Here is a 19,469-nt window from a genome sequence, read left to right as displayed (position 1 = left end):
CCGTTACCATCGCCGCACGTTTTCGGGCACGTGCATAAAAAAGAGAGGCCGGGATGTACATCTATCGCTTGGTCCTGCTTTTGGTCGTCGGGATCTACCTGTTCTCCCCCGCCATCATGGATTGGTGGATCGACGCGACGGGCGCCTGGTATCGCCCTTATCTGCTCTGGCTGATCCTGATTGTTGTGACCTTCATCCTGCAGAGCCAAAAAGATGCCGATGAGCTTTAGCCTGACCCAGATGATCCTGATCAGCGCCGCGTACCTGGCGGCGCTGTTCGGCGTTGCCTGGGTCAGCGAACGGGGCATGATCCCGCGCGCGATCATTCGCCACCCGTTGACCTACACCTTGTCGCTGGGGGTTTACGCCAGTGCCTGGGCGTTCTACGGCACAGTGGGCCTGGCCTATCAGTACGGTTACGGCTTTCTGTCCAGCTATCTCGGCGTGTCCGGTGCGTTTCTGCTGGCGCCGGTGCTGCTATATCCGATCCTGAAGATCACCCGCACCTATCAACTGTCGTCGCTGGCCGACCTGTTTGCCTTCCGCTTTCGCAGCACTTGGGCCGGTGCGCTGACCACGATTTTCATGCTGATCGGCGTGCTGCCGTTGCTGGCCCTGCAGATCCAGGCAGTGGCCGACTCCATCGGCATCCTGACCGGCGAGCGCGTGCAGAGCCGCGTGGCGCTGGCGTTCTGTGCGCTGATCATTCTGTTCACGATTTTCTTCGGCTCCCGGCATATCGCCACGCGCGAGAAACATGAAGGGCTGGTGTTCGCGATTGCCTTTGAGTCGATCATCAAACTGATCGCCCTCGGCGGCGTTGGCCTGTATGCGCTGTATGGCGTGTTCGACGGCCCGCAACAACTCGAATTGTGGCTGCTGCAGAACCAGACTGCCCTCGCTGCTCTGCACACGCCGTTGCAGGAAGGCCCGTGGCGCACGCTGTTGTTGGTGTTCTTCGCCTCGGCGATCGTGATGCCGCACATGTATCACATGACTTTCACCGAAAACCTCAACCCACGCTCGCTGGTCAGCGCCAGTTGGGGCCTGCCGCTGTTTCTGCTGCTGATGAGTCTCGCCGTACCGCTGATTCTCTGGGCCGGGCTGAAACTGGGTGCTACCACCGACCCGGAATATTTCACCCTCGGCATCGGCATCGCCGCCAACAGCAAACCGCTGGCTTTGCTTGCCTACGTCGGTGGTCTGTCCGCTGCCAGCGGCTTGATCATCGTCACCACGCTGGCTTTGTCGGGCATGGCGCTGAACCATCTGGTGCTGCCGCTCTATCAGCCGCCGGCCGAGGGCAATATCTACCGCTGGCTGAAATGGACCCGCCGGGCGCTGATCGTGGCGATCATCATGGCCGGTTTCGGTTTCTACCTGATGCTCGGCGTCGAACAGGATCTGGCCAACCTCGGCATCGTCGCGTTCGTTGCGACCCTGCAATTTTTGCCCGGGGTGTTGTCGGTGTTGTACTGGCCGACCGCCAACCGCCGCGGCTTCATTGCCGGTCTGTTGGCGGGGATCACGGTCTGGGTGGTGACCATGCTGCTGCCGCTGGTCGGCAATCTGCAGGGTTTTTACATTCCGCTGCTGAACATGATCTACGTGCTCGACGACACCAGCTGGCACATGGCGGCCATTGCCTCGCTGGCCGCCAACGTGTTGATGTTCACTTTGATTTCGCTGTTCACCAACGCCAGCCCGGAAGAAGCCAGCGCGGCCGAAGCCTGTGCGGTGGACAACGTGCGCCGCCCGCAACGTCGAGAGCTGCACGCCGCCTCTCCGCAGGAGTTCGCTACGCAACTGGCCAAACCGCTGGGTGCCAAGGCTGCGCAGAAGGAAGTCGAGCAAGCGTTGCGCGACTTGTATCTGCCCTTCGACGAGCGCCGCCCGTACGCCTTGCGCCGTTTGCGCGACCGCATCGAGGCCAACCTGTCCGGGCTGATGGGCCCGAGCGTGGCCCAGGACATGGTGGAAACCTTCCTGCCGTACAAGGCGGGTGGCGAAAACTACGTCACCGAAGACATTCACTTCATTGAAAGCCGGCTCGAGGATTACCACTCGCGCCTTACCGGGCTTGCCGCCGAACTCGATGCGCTGCGCCGCTATCACCGCCAGACCTTGCAGGAACTGCCGATGGGCGTCTGCTCGTTGGCCAAGGATCAGGAAATCCTGATGTGGAACAGGGCCATGGAGGAACTCACCGGGATTGCCGCGCAGCGTGTCGTCGGCTCGCGCTTGAGTACCATTGGCGAGCCATGGAAAGATCTGCTGCAGGGCTTCATCAACCTGCCCGATGAGCATTTACACAAACAGCACCTGACACTCGATGGCCAGACGCGCTGGCTGAACCTGCATAAAGCGGCGATCGATGAACCGCTGGCGCCAGGTAACAGTGGTTTGGTGTTGCTGGTGGAAGATCTGACCGAAACGCAGATGCTCGAAGACAAACTGGTGCATTCCGAACGCCTGGCCAGCATCGGTCGGCTGGCGGCGGGGGTGGCCCACGAAATCGGCAACCCGATCACCGGCATCGCCTGTCTGGCGCAGAACCTGCGCGAGGAGCGCGAAGACGACGGCGAGCTGACGGAAATCAGCGGGCAGATTCTCGAGCAGACCAAACGCGTCTCGCGCATCGTTCAGTCGCTGATGAGTTTCGCCCATGCCGGCAGCCATCAGCACAGTGACGAACCGGTGTGTCTGGCCGAAGTCGCGCAGGACGCCATCGGCCTGCTGGCGCTGAACCGGCGTAATTTCGAAGTGCAGTTCTACAACCTGTGTGATCCCGACCATTGGGTCGAAGGTGACCCGCAACGGCTCGCCCAGGTGCTGATCAACCTGCTCTCCAACGCCCGCGACGCTTCGCCGCCGCACAGTGCGGTACGGGTCAAGAGCGAAGCCGGCGAACACACGGTCGATCTGATCGTCGAAGACGAAGGCAGCGGTATTCCATCGAGCATCATGGACCGATTGTTCGAACCTTTCTTCACCACCAAGGATCCGGGTGAAGGCACCGGTCTGGGCCTTGCACTGGTCTATTCCATCGTTGAAGAGCATTATGGACAAATCACCATCGACAGCCCGGCTGATGTACAAAGCCAACGCGGCACCCGTATCCGGGTGACCTTACCGCGTCATGTCGAAGCGACGTCCGCTGTGAACTGAGACCGTCGAGAGTATCGAATCAATGCCGCACATTTTGATCGTCGAAGACGAAACCATTATCCGCTCCGCCTTGCGCCGCCTGCTGGAACGCAATCAGTACCAGGTCAGCGAAGCCGGATCAGTGCAGGAAGCACAAGAGCGCTTCACCATTCCTACGTTCGACCTGATCGTCAGCGACCTGCGCCTGCCCGGCGCCCCGGGTACTGAGCTGATCAAGCTCGGCCAGGGCACGCCGGTGCTGATCATGACCAGTTACGCCAGCCTGCGCTCGGCGGTCGACTCGATGAAAATGGGCGCTGTCGATTACATTGCCAAACCGTTCGACCACGATGAGATGCTCCAGGCCGTTGCGCGGATCCTGCGCGATCGCCAGTCGACGCCAGCTGCCGGCGAAGCCACCGCGAGCAAGCCTGCCACCGGCAACGGGAAAGCCGCTGTGGATAACAGCAATGGCGAAATCGGCATCATCGGTTCGTGCCCGCCGATGCAGGATCTTTACAGCAAGATCCGCAAGGTCGCGCCAACCGATTCCAACGTGCTCATCCAGGGCGAATCCGGCACCGGTAAAGAGCTGGTGGCCCGCGCTCTGCACAATCTGTCGAAACGCGCCAAGGCGCCGATGATTTCGGTGAACTGCGCAGCCATTCCGGAAAGCCTGATCGAGTCCGAACTGTTCGGCCACGAGAAAGGCGCGTTCACTGGCGCCAGCGCCGGGCGTGCCGGTCTGGTCGAAGCGGCGGACGGCGGCACGTTGTTCCTTGATGAGATCGGCGAACTGCCACTGGAAGCCCAGGCCCGCCTGTTGCGCGTCTTGCAGGAAGGCGAAATTCGCCGGGTCGGCTCAGTGCAGTCGCAGAAAGTCGATGTGCGCCTGATCGCTGCAACCCACCGCGATCTGAAAAGCCTGGCGAAAATCGGCCAGTTCCGTGAAGACCTTTATTACCGTCTGCACGTGATTGCTCTGAAACTGCCGCCGCTGCGCGAGCGTGGCGCCGACGTAAACGAAATCGCCAATGCTTTCCTCGCTCGCCAGAGCGCGCGCATCAATCGTACCGATCTGAGATTTGCCGCCGATGCCGAACAGGCCATCCGGCATTATTCCTGGCCGGGTAATGTGCGAGAGTTGGAAAACGCCGTAGAGCGCGCCGTGATTCTCAGCGAAAGCCCGGAAATCTCGGCCGACCTGCTGGGTATCGACATCGAACTGAGCGATCTGGACGACGACGAGTTCATCGGCCTGCCGCCACAAACCGCAGGTAACGCCAGCAACAACAGCCATGAGCCGACCGAAGACCTGTCCCTGGAAGACTACTTCCAGCACTTCGTCCTCGAGCACCAGGACCACATGACCGAAACCGAACTGGCGCGCAAACTGGGTGTGAGTCGCAAATGCCTGTGGGAACGCCGCCAGCGTCTGGGCATTCCACGGCGCAAGACCGGCGTAGCGAGCGAGAGCTGAACGTTACCTGTCGCTTGCGCAGGTAACGCACGAGATTGTGAAAAAACTGTTACCGCAGTCGATTCACGTAACAGAAGCCGGGGTTATCGGTAACGAAACCCCGGCTTTTTTTCGTCCCTGGAAAACGGCCATAACGACCTAACCCCTTGTTTTGTTGGGGTTCGCAAAAGTTGGCACGCACCCTGCTATATGTTTGGTACAAGAACAATAACAAGCAATGCACAAGACAATAAAAATAAGACGAATCGACTCACGCACAATAAAAACAAGACGGCGAGAGGCGCAGCTAACTGATTCTTTTGGAGAGGCGTTGTATTTGGGGCTTGCCCCACGACCAGGCCGAGAACAACAAAAACTGTCCTAAGACAGAGCCTGTACTGGTTGGATCGACAGATCACTGCAATTCAGCGACCAAAGCAATCCGTTTGCTCTTGGCTCCCGATTGGGAGGGTCACGAAGGAAGCACTTCGTGGCGAGGGCACTCAACAAAAACAAGAAGCCCGAATCAATAATAAAAAGAGCACGCAACTACTTCTTGGGGAGCTTCGGCTCCCCTTGTAGTTTCTCCCTTCTGTAAAAAATCCTCCGGTCTACCCCGCTCGCCCCCTTGTAACTTGCGGCTTTCAGCTTGAATCTGCTGTCTCCTACACCATCCCCCGACTAAATGCTAGAATCTGCGCCCATCATGCGGTCATTCTTTTGGTATGGCCGAACATTCCTTCAAACAGTGCATCCCATGCTGAAGAAGCTGTTCCAGTCATTCCGAACTCCCGTGCGTCGTACGCAACACATCCGCAGCACCCCTGAAGTGCTCAACAGCGGCCAACACTCGCTGCAGAAAACGCAATTCAGCCGCTATGCGGTGAATATCGTCGAACGCCTGCAAGGTGCCGGTTACCAGGCTTACCTGGTCGGTGGTTGCGTGCGTGACATGCTGCTGGGCATCACGCCCAAGGATTTCGACGTCGCCACCAGCGCCACCCCCGAGCAGGTCCGCGCCGAATTCCGCAATGCGCGGATCATTGGCCGTCGCTTCAAGCTGGTGCATATCCATTTCGGTCGCGAAATCATTGAAGTCGCGACCTTCCGCGCCAATCACCCGGTCAACGAACACGACGAAGACAGCAATCAGTCTTCGCGCAACGAGAGCGGGCGGATTCTGCGCGATAACGTCTACGGCACCCTGGAAGAAGACGCGCAACGCCGCGACTTCACCATCAACGCCCTGTATTACGATCCGGTCAGCGAGCGCATTCTCGATTACGCCAATGGCGTGCACGACATCCGCAATCATCTGATCCGTCTGATCGGTGACCCGAAGCAGCGTTACCAGGAAGACCCAGTGCGCATGCTGCGGGCCGTACGGTTTGCCGCCAAGCTCAATTTCGGCATCGAAAAGCACACCGTGCAGCCGATCCGCGAATTGGCGCCGATGCTGCGCGAGATCCCGTCGGCGCGGCTGTTCGAAGAAGTGCTCAAGCTGTTCCTCTCCGGTCACGGCGCGATCACCTTTGAAATGCTGGTCGATCTGCAACTGTTCGCCCCGCTGTTCCCGGCCAGTGCCGAAGCGCTGGAATACAATCCGCAATACACCCACACGCTGATCAGCGAAGCCCTGACCAACACCGACCTGCGCATCAAGCAGAACAAACCGGTAACCCCGGCGTTCCTCTTCGCTGCGCTGTTGTGGCCGGCGCTACCGGCGCGCGTGTTGCGTCTGCAGGAACGTGGCATGCCGCCGATTCCGGCGATGCAGGAAGCCGCTCACGAACTGATTGCCGAGCAGTGCCAGCGCATCGCGATTCCGAAGCGCTTCACCATGCCGATCCGCGAAATCTGGGACATGCAGGAACGCCTGCCACGCCGCAGTGGCAAACGCGCCGATCTGTTGCTGGACAACCCGCGCTTTCGTGCCGGTTACGATTTCCTCCTGCTGCGTGAAAGCGCCGGTGAGGAGACCGACGGCCTCGGCGAATGGTGGACCGATTATCAGGACGCCAACGACAGCGAGCGCCGCGACATGATCCGCGACCTCAGCGGCAAGGGTGACGATGCCAGCGGCGCACCGCGCAAACGTCGCCGCAGCGGCGGTTCCAAGCGCAAGCGCGCCGGCGCATCGAGCGCAACGGGCGAATAAGCCATGGAGCGCATCTATATTGGCTTGGGCAGCAACCTCGCTGACCCGGCCGGACAATTGCGCAGCGCCGTCGCGGCGCTGGAGCAATTGCCGCAGACCACCCTCGCTGGCGTTTCCAGCTTTTATCAAAGCGATTCGCTGTTGCCCGGCCAGCCGCGTTACACCAATGCTGTCGTCGCCCTCGATAGCTCGCTTGCTCCGATCGAGCTGCTCGACGCCTTGCAGGCGATCGAGAATGAGCAGGGACGTGAGCGTCTGGAGCGTTGGGGGCCACGCACGCTGGATCTGGATATTCTGCTGTTCGGCGATCGCCTGATCGATGAGCCACGGCTGAAAGTCCCGCATTATCAGATTCAGGAGCGGGCGTTCGTACTCTATCCTCTCGCAGAACTGGCGCCGCAAGACCTGCGGCTTGCCGATGGCCGCGCCCTCTCCGACCTGCTCGCCGCCTGCCCGTTCGTCGGCCTTGAACGCATCTTCCAGCCCTGACCCAAATTCCCCTGTAGGAGCTGCGGAACGCAGCGATCTTTTGATCTTTATTCTAAAGATCAAAAGATCGCAGCCTCGTTTCACTGGACAGCTCCTACAGTTGATCGGGCGATATTCATGATTCTTGTCAGACAAAAATCCCCCGAATCAGGCCCGCCGCGCCGCTGAATCGCATCAGTAACGCCGGTAACACTGCCCGCGTAACAATGCGGTAACACACGCAATTGACTTCCTGTTGGCTCATCACGACTATAGGCGTCCCGCTGCCGCCAACCCGGCATGAACGGGCGCAATCCAGGCCTTTCAAAGCACGACACAAGACCGTGCGCCTGAGTAGATGAAAAATCACGCGCGTGACTCGCAGCAGTTTCCAGAGCGCCTGAACGAGGATTTTTTACATGCCAGCCATCACCCTGACCACGCTCCAGAGCCTCAAGCAGAAAGGTGAAAAGATCACCATGCTGACCTGCTATGACGCGACCTTCGCACATGCCTGCAATGAGGCTGGTGTCGAAGTGCTGCTGGTCGGCGACTCCCTCGGTATGGTCCTGCAGGGTCACGACAGCACTCTGCCGGTGACCACGGCGGAAATGGCCTACCACGTCGCCAGCGTCAAGCGCGGCAATGGCGATGCCTTGATCCTCGCCGACCTGCCGTTCATGGCCAATGCCACCCTCGAACAAACCATGACCAACAGCGCCCTGCTGATGCAGGCCGGTGCGCACATGGTCAAAGTTGAAGGTCAGCTGTGGCTGGCGGAGTCGATCCGCCTGCTGGCCGAACGCGGTGTCCCGGTGTGTGCGCACATGGGCCTGACCCCGCAGGCGGTGAACCTCCTCGGTGGCTATAAAGTGCAGGGCCGCAACGAGAACCAGGCGCGCCAGATGCGTGCCGATGCGATCGCGCTGGAGCAGGCCGGCGCGGCCATGCTGCTGCTCGAATGCGTGCCGAGCGAACTGGCAGCGGAAATCAGCCAGGCCGTGAGCATTCCGGTGATCGGCATCGGCGCCGGCAACGCTACCGACGGCCAGGTACTGGTATTGCACGACATGCTCGGCCTGTCGATCACCGGCCGTGTACCCAAATTCGTCAAGAACTTCATGCACGGTCAGGACAGCATCCAGGCTGCGTTGAAGGCTTACGTCAACGAAGTCAAAGCCACTACGTTCCCCGGCATCGAACACGGATTCTCTGCATGAACACCGTCAAAACCGTACGCGAACTGCGCGCCGCCGTCGCCCGCGCGCGCAGTGAAGGCAAGCGCATCGGCTTCGTGCCGACCATGGGCAACCTGCACAGCGGCCACGTTGCGTTGATCACCAAGGCCACACAGCGAGTGGACTTCGTGGTCGCGAGTATTTTCGTTAACCCGCTGCAATTCGGTGCCGGTGAAGACCTCGACAAATACCCGCGCACCCTCGCAGCCGATCAGGAAAAACTCCTCGAAGCCGGTTGCGATCTGCTGTTTGCGCCAACCGTTGAAGAAATGTATCCCGATGGCATGGCCGGTCAGACCCGGGTCAGCGTGCCGCAATTATCCGAAGGTCTGTGTGGCGCCAGCCGTCCGGGGCACTTCGAAGGCGTGGCGACGGTGGTCAGCAAGCTGTTCAACATGGTCCAGCCAGATCTGGCGATTTTCGGCCAGAAGGATTACCAGCAACTGGCAGTCATCCGCGCGCTGGTGCATGACCTGAACATGCCGATTCAGATCATCGGCGAGCCGACCGTGCGTGCAGCGGACGGTCTGGCATTGTCGTCGCGCAACGGTTTTCTCAATGAAGACCAGCGTGCCGTGGCACCGGTGGTCTACCGCGTGCTGAGCAACATTGCCGAAGCGATCAAGCAAGGCGAACGCGGCTATCCGGCGCTGATCGCTACGCAGTTGCAAGTGCTGGAAGCCGCGGGTCTGCGTCCGGATTATCTGGAGATCCGCCATGGCCTGAGCTTGCGTACGGCGACGGCGGAAGATCGCGATCTGGTAATTCTGGTAGCAGCGTTCCTCGGCACCACGCGGTTGATCGACAACCTGCATCTGAATCTCGACAGCCCGATTTAAACAGCAACGAATTTCCCTGTGGGAGCGAACCTGCTCGCGAAGGCGGTGTATCAGCGACTTATAAGTTGACTGACACGACGCCTTCGCGAGCAGGCTCGCTCCCACAGGTGTTTTCGGTGCTGCAGAAATTATCGTCGGGCATGCCGGGTGGGTGGAAGTCTTCCGCGCATCTCCGTTTGTCGGGCAGATTCCACTGCGAATGTTAAAAAAGTACAGGGATCTGGTCAGACAAAGTCAAGACAGAACGCAGCGCGAGGTTTACTGTATTCGCCCTGTGTCCAGTTATCGTGTCGACGCAGTTGATCCCATGCGATAAAAGGCATGGTTGATCTGTACCGTGTTCAAAAGGCCGTTCAAGTAAAAAGGAAAACCGCAGCGATGGCGTACTACCGCACTCCTCACGACGTTACCGCTCTGCCCGCCTGGCAAGCGTTGAAAGATCACCGCCAAGCGATGCAGGATTTCAGCATGCGCGAAGCCTTCAACGCCGATCCGCAGCGTTTCAATCAGTTCACTCTCAGCAGCTGCGGCCTGTTTCTCGATTATTCGAAGAATTTGATCAACGCCCAGACCCGCAACCTGCTGGTGGGTCTGGCCAACGAAGTCGATCTGAAGGGCGCAATCAAAGCGCTGTTCGACGGCGAAATCGTCAACGCCTCCGAAGCCCGTCCGGCCCTGCACACCGCCCTGCGCCGCCCGGTCGGCGACAAGTTGTCGGTCAACGGCGTCAACGTGATGCCGGAAGTGCACAAGGTACTCAACCAGATCACCGATCTGGTCGGCCGCATCCACGACGGCCTGTGGCGCGGCTACACCGAGAAGCCGATCACTGACGTGGTCAACATCGGCATCGGTGGCTCGTTCCTTGGCCCCGAACTGGTGTCCGAAGCGCTGCTTTCCTACGCGCAGAAAGGCGTGCGTTGCCACTATCTGGCGAACATCGACGGCAGTGAGTTTCACGAGCTGACGCAGAAACTGCGCGCCGAGACCACGCTGTTCATCGTTTCGTCGAAGTCGTTCAACACCCTCGAAACCCTGAAGAATGCCCAGGCTGCCCGTGCGTGGTACCTGGCGCAGGGCGGTTCGGAAGCCGAGCTGTATCGTCACTTTATCGCCGTCTCGAGTAATAACGCGGCAGCCGTGGCGTTCGGTATTCGCGAAGAAAACATCTTCCCGATGTGGGACTGGGTTGGCGGCCGTTACTCGCTGTGGTCGGCGATTGGTTTGCCAATTGCCCTGGCCATCGGCATGTCCAACTTCAAGGAACTGCTGTCCGGTGCCTACACCATGGACCAGCATTTCCAGACCGCGCCGTTCGAACAGAACATGCCGGTGCTTCTGGCCCTGCTTGGCGTCTGGTATGGCAACTTCTGGGGCGCGCAAAGCCACGCGATCCTGCCGTACGACCACTACCTGCGCAACATCACCAAGCACTTGCAACAACTGGACATGGAATCCAATGGCAAGAGCGTGCGTCAGGACGGCACCTCGGTATCGACCGATACCGGTCCGGTAATCTGGGGCGGCGTCGGCTGCAACGGTCAGCACGCTTACCACCAGTTGCTGCACCAGGGCACCCAGCTGATTCCGGCTGACTTCATCGTGCCGATCGTCAGCTTCAATCCGGTTTCCGACCACCATCAGTGGCTGTACGCCAACTGCCTGTCGCAGAGCCAGGCACTGATGCTCGGCAAGACCCTGCCAGAAGCCGAAGCCGAACTGCGCGACAAAGGCATGAGCGAAGACGACGTGCGCAAACTTGCGCCGCACAAGGTGATCCCGGGCAACCGTCCGAGCAACACGTTGGTGGTCGAGCGCATCAGTCCGCGTCGCCTCGGCGCACTGGTTGCCATGTATGAACACAAAGTGTTCGTGCAGAGCGTGGTCTGGGGCATCAATGCCTTCGATCAGTGGGGCGTGGAACTGGGCAAGGAGCTGGGCAAAGGCGTCTACAACCGTCTGGTCGGCAGCGATGAAACCGTTGCCGATGACGCCTCGACTCAGGGCCTGATCAACTACTTCCGCGGGCGTCATCGCGGGTGATATGACTAAATTGGCCACAAAACTGTGGTCAACGTGGTCCGAATGTGGAAGCGGGCTTGCTCGCGAACGCGGTGAATCATTCAGCCTCTCTGTTGACTGACACACCGTATTCGCGAGCAAGCCCGCTCCACAGTTGTTCTGTGTATACCTGAATTCCATAATCGCCATCGACTTCCTGTTCAGGCTTGAACCCTTCGCCCTCTCGGCGCATCTTTATTCGTGTCGCACCACAAGAATAAGGAATCGTCATGTTCGATATCAGCACGTTCCCCAAAGCCGATGCCGTGCGCCAGGCTGCTCAGTTGAGCCAGGACGAGTATCGGCGCCTGTACCGCGAATCGATTGAACACCCCAGCGCTTTCTGGGCCGAGCAGGCCACACGTTTTCTCGACTGGAGCACACCGTGGCAGACCGTGCAGCGCTATGACCTGAAAACCGGCGAAGCGGCCTGGTTTGCCGGCGGCAAGCTCAACGTCAGCTACAACTGCATCGACCGTCACCTTGACCAACGCGGCGAGCAGACGGCCCTGCTCTGGGAAGGCGATGACCCTGGCGAATCTGCGCAGATCACCTACAACAAACTCCATCACCACGTCTGCCGGCTGGCCAACGTGCTGAAAAGCCGTGGCGTGAAGAAAGGCGATCGGGTCTGCATCTACATGCCGATGATTCCCGAAGCCGCCTACGCCATGCTCGCCTGCGCGCGAATCGGCGCGATTCATTCGGTGGTGTTCGGCGGATTCTCCCCGGATTCGCTGCGCGACCGCATCCTCGACGCCGACTGCCGTACCGTGATCACGGCCGATGAAGGCGTGCGCGGCGGCCGCTTTGTGTCACTGAAAAGCAACGTCGACAAAGCCCTCCAAAGTTGCCCGAACGTCAGCACCGTGGTGGTGGTCGAGCGCACTCAAGGCCAAGTCGATTGGGTCGAAGGCCGCGACCTCTGGTATCACCAGGCGGTGCGCGAGGTCAGCGACGACTGCCCGCCGGAACCAATGGACGCCGAAGACCCGTTGTTCATCCTCTACACCTCCGGCAGCACCGGCAAACCCAAAGGCGTGCTGCACACCACCGGCGGCTATTTGCTGCAAGCAGCGATGACCTTCAAATACGTACTTGATTACCGCGACGGCGAAGTGTTCTGGTGCACCGCCGACGTCGGCTGGGTCACCGGCCACAGTTACATCGTCTACGGGCCGCTGGCCAACGGTGCGACGACATTGATGTTCGAAGGCGTGCCGAGCTACCCAAACAGTTCGCGGTTCTGGCAAGTGATCGACAAGCACAAGGTGAACATTTTCTACACCGCGCCGACCGCCCTGCGTGCGTTGATGCGTGAAGGCGCCGAACCATTGAAGGAAACTTCGCGCGCCAGCCTCAGATTGCTCGGCAGCGTCGGTGAGCCGATTAACCCCGAAGCGTGGGAATGGTATTTCAATGCCGTCGGTGAACAGCGCTGCCCGATCGTCGACACCTGGTGGCAGACAGAAACCGGCGGCATCATGCTCAGCCCGCTGGTCAGTGCCCAACGAATCAAGCCCGGCTGCGCGACGCAACCGATGTTCGGCGTGCAACCGGTGTTGCTCGACGAAGTCGGCAAGGAAATCAAAGGTGCCGGCAGCGGCGTGCTGGCGATCAAGTCGAGCTGGCCGGCGCAGATTCGCAGCGTCTACGGCGATCCGCAGCGGATGATCGATACCTACTTCAAGCCCTATCCCGGCTATTACTTCACCGGCGACGGCGCCCGCCGCGACGAGGACGGCGATTACTGGATCACCGGACGCATCGACGACGTCATCAACGTCTCCGGTCACCGCATCGGCACCGCCGAAGTGGAAAGCGCGCTGGTGCTGCACGACAGCATCGCCGAGGCCGCCGTGGTCGGTTATCCCCACGACGTCAAAGGCCAGGGCATCTACGCGTTCGTCACACCAATGAACGGCACCGAGGCCAACGAAGCGTTGAAAAACGACCTGCTGGCGCACGTCAGCAAGGAGATCGGCAGCTTCGCCAAACCAGACCTGATTCAGTGGGCGCCGGCGCTGCCGAAAACCCGATCGGGCAAGATCATGCGGCGAATCCTGCGCAAGATTGCCTGCAATGAACTCGACAGTCTAGGCGACACTTCAACCCTGGCTGATCCGAGTGTGGTGCAGGATCTGGTCGACAAGCGTTTGAATCAATAGCTTCAAAAGCTTCGCGAGCAGGCTCGCTCCCACAGGTGATCGCATTGCACTGTGGGAGCGCGCCTGCTCGTGAAGGCCATCACGCGATCCACCGGCAAACTGTTAAACTCCCGCGCCCCAATTCCTCTCAGCAAGGCGCCCGCATGTCTTCCTTGAATCAGGCGCTGCGCGCCGCCCTCGATCAACGCCAGGACCTGCTTGCTGCGCTGCACAGCCAGGGCACCGATTGCTATCGGCTGTTCCACGGCAGCCAGGAAGGCGCCGGTGGCCTGACCATCGACCGCTACGGCCCGCAACTGCTGGTGCAGAGTTTTCACCAGACCCTCGAACGTGATGATCTGCTGCAACTGCACGCCATGGTCAACCAGACGCTGGGCTTCGACAGCCTGCTGGTCTACAACGACCGCTCCCGTGGCAACTCGCGGATCGATCGCGAAGACAGCGTCTATAAAGCCGATGACGCTGCACTGGCCGATCTGGTCGGACATGAATGGGGCCTGAACTACCGCGTGCGCGGGCGTCATGCCGGGCAGGATCCGCTGCTGTTCCTGGATCTGCGCAACACCCGCGGCTGGGTCAAGGATCACGCGCCAGGCAAAAGCGTGCTCAACCTGTTCGCCTATACCTGTGGCGTTGGTCTCAGCGCTGCGGCGGGCGGTGCGCGCGAAGTGTGCAATCTGGATTTCGCCGAGGGCAATCTGGCGGTTGGTCGTGAGAACGGCTTACTCAACCCGCAACTGCCGCCGATGCAATTCATTCAATCCGATTACTTTCCAGCCATCCGCCAACTCGCCGGCCTGCCGATCAGCCAACGGCGCGGGCAGAAACTGCCGAGCTATCAGCGCCTCGAACAGCGCCAATACGATCTGGTGCTGCTCGACCCGCCGGCATGGGCGAAAAGCGCGTTCGGCACGGTCGATCTGCTGCGCGATTATCAAAGCCTGCTCAAACCGGCGCTACTGACCACCGCCGACAACGGCGTGCTGATCTGCTGCAACAACCTGGCGAAAGTCAGCATGGACGACTGGCGCGAACAAGTGTTGCGCTGCGCCGAGAAGGCCGGGCGGCCGGTGCGCGAGTGGAGCGTGATGCCCCCGGGCGCCGACTTCCCTTCGCAGGATCAACAACCGCCGTTGAAGACGTTGATTTTGCAACTGTGATTGCCGATTCACGATTAGCCACACTCCATTGTGGGTGCGAGCTTGCTCGCGGAAGCGGTGTATCGGTCATCAAAAAGGCTGCCTGATCCGACGGCTTCGCGAGCACGCCGCCCCAACATGGAATATTTTCCTACAGAGATTTCTGAACAATCCTGGCCCACATCAAGCACTTCGGAACCAGAATCGCGTGCCATACTCCAAGGCACTCCGATTCAGACAGATGAAGCCGCACATGCCCAAAGGATTGATTCGCGCGATTGGCGCACTGCTGACAGCCCTGGCCCTCTACAGCCTGCTGGGGTTTCTGATCCTGCCGGGCATTGCCTTGCGCGTGGTCAACCAGCAACTGGCGAACTACGCGACGGTGCCAGCGCATCTGCAGCGCATCGAGCTCAACCCGTTCAGCCTTGAGGTCACCTTGTGGGGCCTGGTCATCGGCGAGCCGGGCAAGGAGCAGGTCGGCTTCGATCGCCTCTATGCCAACTTGCAAATCGACAGCCTGTGGACCAAGGCGCTGCACCTGTCGGACATCGAACTGGACAAACCCAAGAGCGAAATCCTTTTTGCCAAGGACGGCAAGCTCAACCTGCTGGGTCTGTTCAACGTGCCGCCGAGTGAGCCCACACCCGCCGATCCCGACGCCAAGCCGTTTCCGCTGCGCATCGACAACATCAAACTGGCCGGCGGCGTTGTGCATTTCGAAGATGTGCGCCCCAGCGAGCCGATCGAATTCCTATACGACGATCTCAGTTTCGAGCTGAAAAACCTCAGCACTCTGCCCGAGGACAGCGCCGACATGACCCTCGTCGCGATCGGCCCCGCTGGCGGACGGATCGACTGGACTGGCAACTTCAGCCTGATCCCGTTCACCTCCGAAGGTACCTTGAAAGTCACCGATGGCCAGATGAAATCCTTCTGGCCTTACGTACGCGACGCGGTGCCGCTGGTGCTGGAAAACGGCGTAGTCAGCCTCAGCACCGAGTACAAACTCAATTTGTCGAAACAGACCGAATTACTGCTGAACAACGTTGCGGTGAGCATCGCTCCGTTCGCCATCAAGGCCCCGGATGGACGCCCACTGGCCAGGCTCGAACGTCTCGACGTCAGCGAAACCTCGCTGGACCTTGCCAGGCAGCAAGTGGTGGTCGGCAAGATCCGCAGCAACAAACTGGAAACCTGGGCCGCGCTGGAAGCCGACGGACAACTGGACTGGCAGAAGCTGTTCGCCAGTCAGCCTTCGAAACCTGCTGCCAAAGCCGCCGCCGAACCGGCCGATGCCCCGGCTGCCGCCGACTCGCCGAAGCCTGAATCGACTGCAGCGAGCAAGCCATGGCAGGTGCTGGTCAAGGATGTGCAACTGCGCAACTACACGGTTCATCTCGCTGATCGTTCGGCGCAACCGGCGGTGGCGCTGGACATCACCCCGCTGAACGTCGACCTGCAGGATTTCGACAGCCTCAATGGCTCGCCTTTCAAAATCAAGCTCGACAGCGGCCTGGGCAAACAAGGCAAGATCAGCGCAGACGGCACGGTGAATCTGGCCCCGGTCAACGCGCAACTCAACGTAAAAACCCAAGACGTCGACTTGCGCGTCGCGCAGTCCTACATCAACCCGTTCATTCGTCTGGAGCTGCGCAGCGGCATGCTCGGCAGTGACCTCAAGGTCGACCTGAAAAGCACCGAACCACTGGCGCTCAGCGTCACCGGCCGCGCGCAGATCGATCAACTGCACACCCTCGATACGCTCAAGACCCGCGACTTCCTCAAATGGCAGCAAGTGGTGGTCGACGGCATCAACTATCAGCACGGCGACAGCCTGTCGATCGACAAGGTCAACCTGTTGCAGCCCTATGTGCGATTCATGATCAACGATGATCGCACCACCAACGTCGACGACCTGCTGATCCCGCAACCGGCCGACAGCGGAGCAAAAAGCACCGCAGCCAAACCGGCCGGCAAGGACAAGCCGCTGGGCATTCACGTCGGCGCGATCGCTATCAACGACGGTTCGGCCAACTTCGCCGACTTCAGCCTGACGCCGAATTTCGCCACCGCCGTGCAGCAGCTCAACGGCCAGATCGGTACCATCGACAGTCGCCAGGCAAAACCGGCCAGCGTCGACATCAAAGGCAAGGTCGACCGCTACGCGCCGGTGACCATCAAGGGTGCGGTCAATCCGTTCGACCCGATGGCCAGCCTCGACATCGCCACCAGCTTCAAGCGCGTCGAACTGACGACCCTGACGCCCTACTCCGGCAAATTCGCCGGATACCGCATCCGCAAGGGCCGGCTCAACCTTGACCTGCATTACCTGATCACCAAGGGTCAATTGAAGGCTGAGAACAAAGTTGTCGTCGAGCAACTGCAACTGGGCGAGAAAGTCGACAGCCCCGATGCGGTGAGTCTGCCGCTTAAACTGGCGATCGCCCTGCTCAAGGATGTCGACGGCAAGATCTCCATCGAATTGCCGGTGACCGGCGATCTGAATAATCCGCAGTTCAGCGTGATGCCGATCGTCTGGCAGACGCTGCGCAACCTGATCGTCAAGGCCGCCGCCGCACCGTTCAAGATGATTGGCGGACTGGTCAGTGGCGGCGGCTCCGAAGACCTCGGCACCGTATCCTTCGCGCCGGGTTCCAGCGATTTGAGCAAGGACGCCGAAGCGGCGCTGGTGAAACTGTCGCAAGCACTCAAGGAACGTCCGGCGCTGCGCCTGGAGATCGAAGGCACTGCCGCAAAAAGCAGTGACGGACCGTTGCTGGCCGAGCAACGTCTCGAACGTGAATATCAGTACAACTACTACAAGATGCTTCAGCGCCGTGGCGACAAAGTCCCGGCCCAGGCCTCACTGCTGCAAGTACCTGAAAGCGAGAAAGGAGCCTTGCTCGAAGGCATCTACCGCACCCGCCTGAAAACCCAGCCACCGGCAGAATGGAAAGACCTGGGCAAAGAGGAACGCACGGCGAAAATGCGCCAGGGCGTTATCGCGTTCTGGAGCGGCAGCGATGTGCTGCTGCGTCAGTTGGGCCAGGATCGCGCCAGCACCATCAAGGATTACCTGGTCGACAAGGGCAAGCTCGAGGATGACCGCGTGTATTTCATCGACGCCAACCTCGGCGAGGCCGAAAGCGATGGCCGCGTGGTTACACAAATGCACCTGGATGCAGAATGACCGTGCGTAACTGGCTGGCGGTGCTCGCTCTGACGTGCGCCGCCGGCCACGCGTCGGCTTCGGATACATTGCGCTGTGGCAGCCAGTTGATCAGCCTCGGCGACCGCGCAAGCGAGGTGCTGCAAAAGTGTGGAGAGCCGGTGAGCCGTGACGTGCTTGGCTACAAGCGCAGTGCCAATCGCCGCGAGGAGTTTCAGGTCGAGGAATGGTCCTACGGCCCGAACAACGGCATGTACCAATACCTGCGCTTTGAAGGTAACCGCCTGCGGCAGATCAACAGCAAACGCGGTAACTGAGAAGATCAAAAGATCGTCCGATCTTTTGATTCTCCAAATAGAACAGGCCCCGACACAAGTGCCGGGGCCTGTAATGGTCACATCCGTGTGACCGTTCGCATGAACTCTAAAGTTGCGGCAGACGTATTGCTCGGCCCGTCTGTCGCGTCTTCTCCCGGTTCAGGCGAGAAGTCTTGCCTTACTCGGCTTTCAGGCCGTCAGCGGAGACCGCTTTAACGCCTTTGATTTTCTTGGTGATGTTCACAGCGGTGGTTTTCTGAGCTTCGGTAACAGCTACGTCAGAAGACAGGGAAACTACACCTTTGTTGGTTTCGACTTTGATGTCGGTGCCTGGAATACCTTTTTCGGTAACCAGATCGCTTTTCACTTTGGTAGTGATCCAGGTGTCAGAAGTAGCTTCTTTGGCCTGAGTCATTTCACCGGCAGCCAGAACCATTGGCGACTGGGTAGCCTGAGTGGTCTGGGCGAAAGCGCCACCAGCCATGGTCAGGGTCAGAGCGGTAGCAGCGGCAGTGATAGCGAACTTCTTCATACGAGTAACTCCTGTTTTTACTGGAAGTCTGCTGTAACGCTTGTCAGCAGGGTTACCGGAGATAGTGCGAACGCTGTGCCAACTTTTTCCGTCGTATAAAATCGTTTAAAAACAATGAGTTATGAAAAACCGTGAATTTCATTTTCATGCAAAATGCATGACTCGAGTGAAATTCACATGCAAGTTGCGGTTTTCCGGAAAGTTCATAAGTCGCTGAAATTATTGGAGCTTTTGTGAAGGGGTCTGAAACGAAAATGCCCCGCAGTGCGGGGCATTTCCAGTTCGGACAGCAACGTGATTACGCACCGCTGGCCGTGCAGCCTCGAGGAGCGTAGTCCGAGTTTACGGTTGTCGCGCAGGTCCATACTCCGGAGGTATTACCCGTAGCAGCACCGGAACGAGAGAGAGTCACGGTTCTCCCCAATACCGGACCCGGTGCATTGAGCAGAGTGCAGGTAATCGAACCTTCGCCAGTCGCCGCTGTACCCGTGACTGCCAACGTACAGTTGGAAGTGGCAGTCGTACCGTTAGCCACGTTGGCCAGACTCGGCGCGGTGCCCTGATTGATCGTGTCCTCGAACGGCACTTTCAATGCACTGATCTCCGCCAACCCCGCCGTCACCTTCGACCGCGCCTGATACTTCGAATACTGCGGCAGGGCGATCGTCGCCAAAATACCGATGATCGCCACAACGATCAGCAGCTCGATCAATGTGAAACCTTGTTGTTTTTTCATAAACACGCTCCATGCATGAGTCGAAATCTCATGAT

General features: G+C 59.5%; 14 protein-coding genes. 12 read left to right on the top strand and 2 right to left on the bottom strand.

Features of this window, described 5'->3' with window-relative positions:
* Nucleotides 1–53 precede the first annotated feature (53 nt).
* The 12 genes from ACIGDJ_RS20840 to ACIGDJ_RS20785 all read left to right on the top strand — a co-directional run bounded on the left by ACIGDJ_RS20840 (nt 54) and on the right by ACIGDJ_RS20785 (nt 18,166).
* Entirely contained in the window at nt 54–230 is a 177-nt protein-coding gene (locus ACIGDJ_RS20840; RefSeq protein ID WP_003176118.1) for a hypothetical protein, read from the top strand.
* Nucleotides 214–3,168 (top strand): sensor histidine kinase, encoded by a 2,955-nt coding sequence (locus tag ACIGDJ_RS20835; RefSeq protein WP_178081162.1) that lies wholly within the window; start codon nt 214–216, stop codon nt 3,166–3,168. Before ACIGDJ_RS20840 ends, ACIGDJ_RS20835 begins: the two co-directional genes overlap by 17 nt.
* Before the next feature lie 22 nt (nt 3,169–3,190).
* Nucleotides 3,191–4,627, top strand: coding sequence for a sigma-54-dependent transcriptional regulator (locus ACIGDJ_RS20830; RefSeq protein ID WP_397479504.1), 1,437 nt, complete (start codon nt 3,191–3,193; stop codon nt 4,625–4,627).
* A 736-nt stretch (nt 4,628–5,363) separates the two neighbouring features.
* Nucleotides 5,364–6,764, top strand: coding sequence for a polynucleotide adenylyltransferase PcnB (locus tag ACIGDJ_RS20825; RefSeq protein WP_178081161.1), 1,401 nt, complete (start codon nt 5,364–5,366; stop codon nt 6,762–6,764).
* A gap of 3 nt (nt 6,765–6,767) precedes the next feature.
* A complete protein-coding gene (gene folK, locus ACIGDJ_RS20820) occupies nt 6,768–7,253 on the top strand; it encodes a 2-amino-4-hydroxy-6-hydroxymethyldihydropteridine diphosphokinase (RefSeq protein ID WP_101157637.1) in 486 nt (161 codons plus the stop codon).
* 398 nt (nt 7,254–7,651) lie between these two features.
* A complete protein-coding gene (panB, locus tag ACIGDJ_RS20815) occupies nt 7,652–8,452 on the top strand; it encodes a 3-methyl-2-oxobutanoate hydroxymethyltransferase (RefSeq protein WP_101157635.1) in 801 nt (266 codons plus the stop codon).
* Nucleotides 8,449–9,309, top strand: coding sequence for a pantoate--beta-alanine ligase (gene panC, locus ACIGDJ_RS20810; RefSeq protein ID WP_101157633.1), 861 nt, complete (start codon nt 8,449–8,451; stop codon nt 9,307–9,309). Before panB ends, panC begins: the two co-directional genes overlap by 4 nt.
* A 378-nt stretch (nt 9,310–9,687) precedes the next feature.
* Nucleotides 9,688–11,352, top strand: a complete 1,665-nt coding sequence (gene pgi, locus ACIGDJ_RS20805) for a glucose-6-phosphate isomerase (RefSeq protein ID WP_101157631.1) — start codon at nt 9,688–9,690, stop codon at nt 11,350–11,352.
* Nucleotides 11,353–11,600: 248 nt separating this feature from the next.
* Nucleotides 11,601–13,538: an acetate--CoA ligase gene (gene acs / locus ACIGDJ_RS20800; RefSeq protein WP_397479505.1), complete on the top strand. Its 1,938-nt coding sequence runs from the start codon at nt 11,601–11,603 to the stop codon at nt 13,536–13,538.
* Between the two features lie 143 nt (nt 13,539–13,681).
* On the top strand, nt 13,682–14,698 hold the full coding sequence (locus ACIGDJ_RS20795; protein ID WP_101157627.1) for a class I SAM-dependent rRNA methyltransferase: 1,017 nt from the start codon (nt 13,682–13,684) through the stop codon (nt 14,696–14,698).
* A gap of 220 nt (nt 14,699–14,918) precedes the next feature.
* The gene (locus ACIGDJ_RS20790; protein ID WP_397479506.1) at nt 14,919–17,870 is read left to right on the top strand and encodes a DUF748 domain-containing protein; all 2,952 of its coding nucleotides are present in this window, start codon (nt 14,919–14,921) and stop codon (nt 17,868–17,870) included.
* The gene (locus ACIGDJ_RS20785) at nt 17,867–18,166 is read left to right on the top strand and encodes a DUF2845 domain-containing protein (protein ID WP_101157623.1); all 300 of its coding nucleotides are present in this window, start codon (nt 17,867–17,869) and stop codon (nt 18,164–18,166) included. Before ACIGDJ_RS20790 ends, ACIGDJ_RS20785 begins: the two co-directional genes overlap by 4 nt.
* A 178-nt stretch (nt 18,167–18,344) precedes the next feature.
* Here ACIGDJ_RS20785 and ACIGDJ_RS20780 read toward each other — a convergent pair whose 3' ends face one another.
* Nucleotides 18,345–18,698 (bottom strand): BON domain-containing protein, encoded by a 354-nt coding sequence (locus tag ACIGDJ_RS20780; RefSeq protein WP_101157621.1) that lies wholly within the window; start codon nt 18,696–18,698, stop codon nt 18,345–18,347.
* Nucleotides 18,699–18,996: 298 nt separating this feature from the next.
* Nucleotides 18,997–19,434: a pilin gene (locus tag ACIGDJ_RS20775; protein WP_101157619.1), complete on the bottom strand. Its 438-nt coding sequence runs from the start codon at nt 19,432–19,434 to the stop codon at nt 18,997–18,999.
* Nucleotides 19,435–19,469 lie beyond the last annotated feature (35 nt).

Source organism: Pseudomonas sp. NPDC079367 (assembly GCF_044542195.1).
In the GTDB taxonomy this organism is placed as follows: Bacteria; Pseudomonadota; Gammaproteobacteria; order Pseudomonadales; family Pseudomonadaceae; genus Aquipseudomonas.
This window is presented reverse-complemented; position numbering and strand designations above follow the sequence as displayed.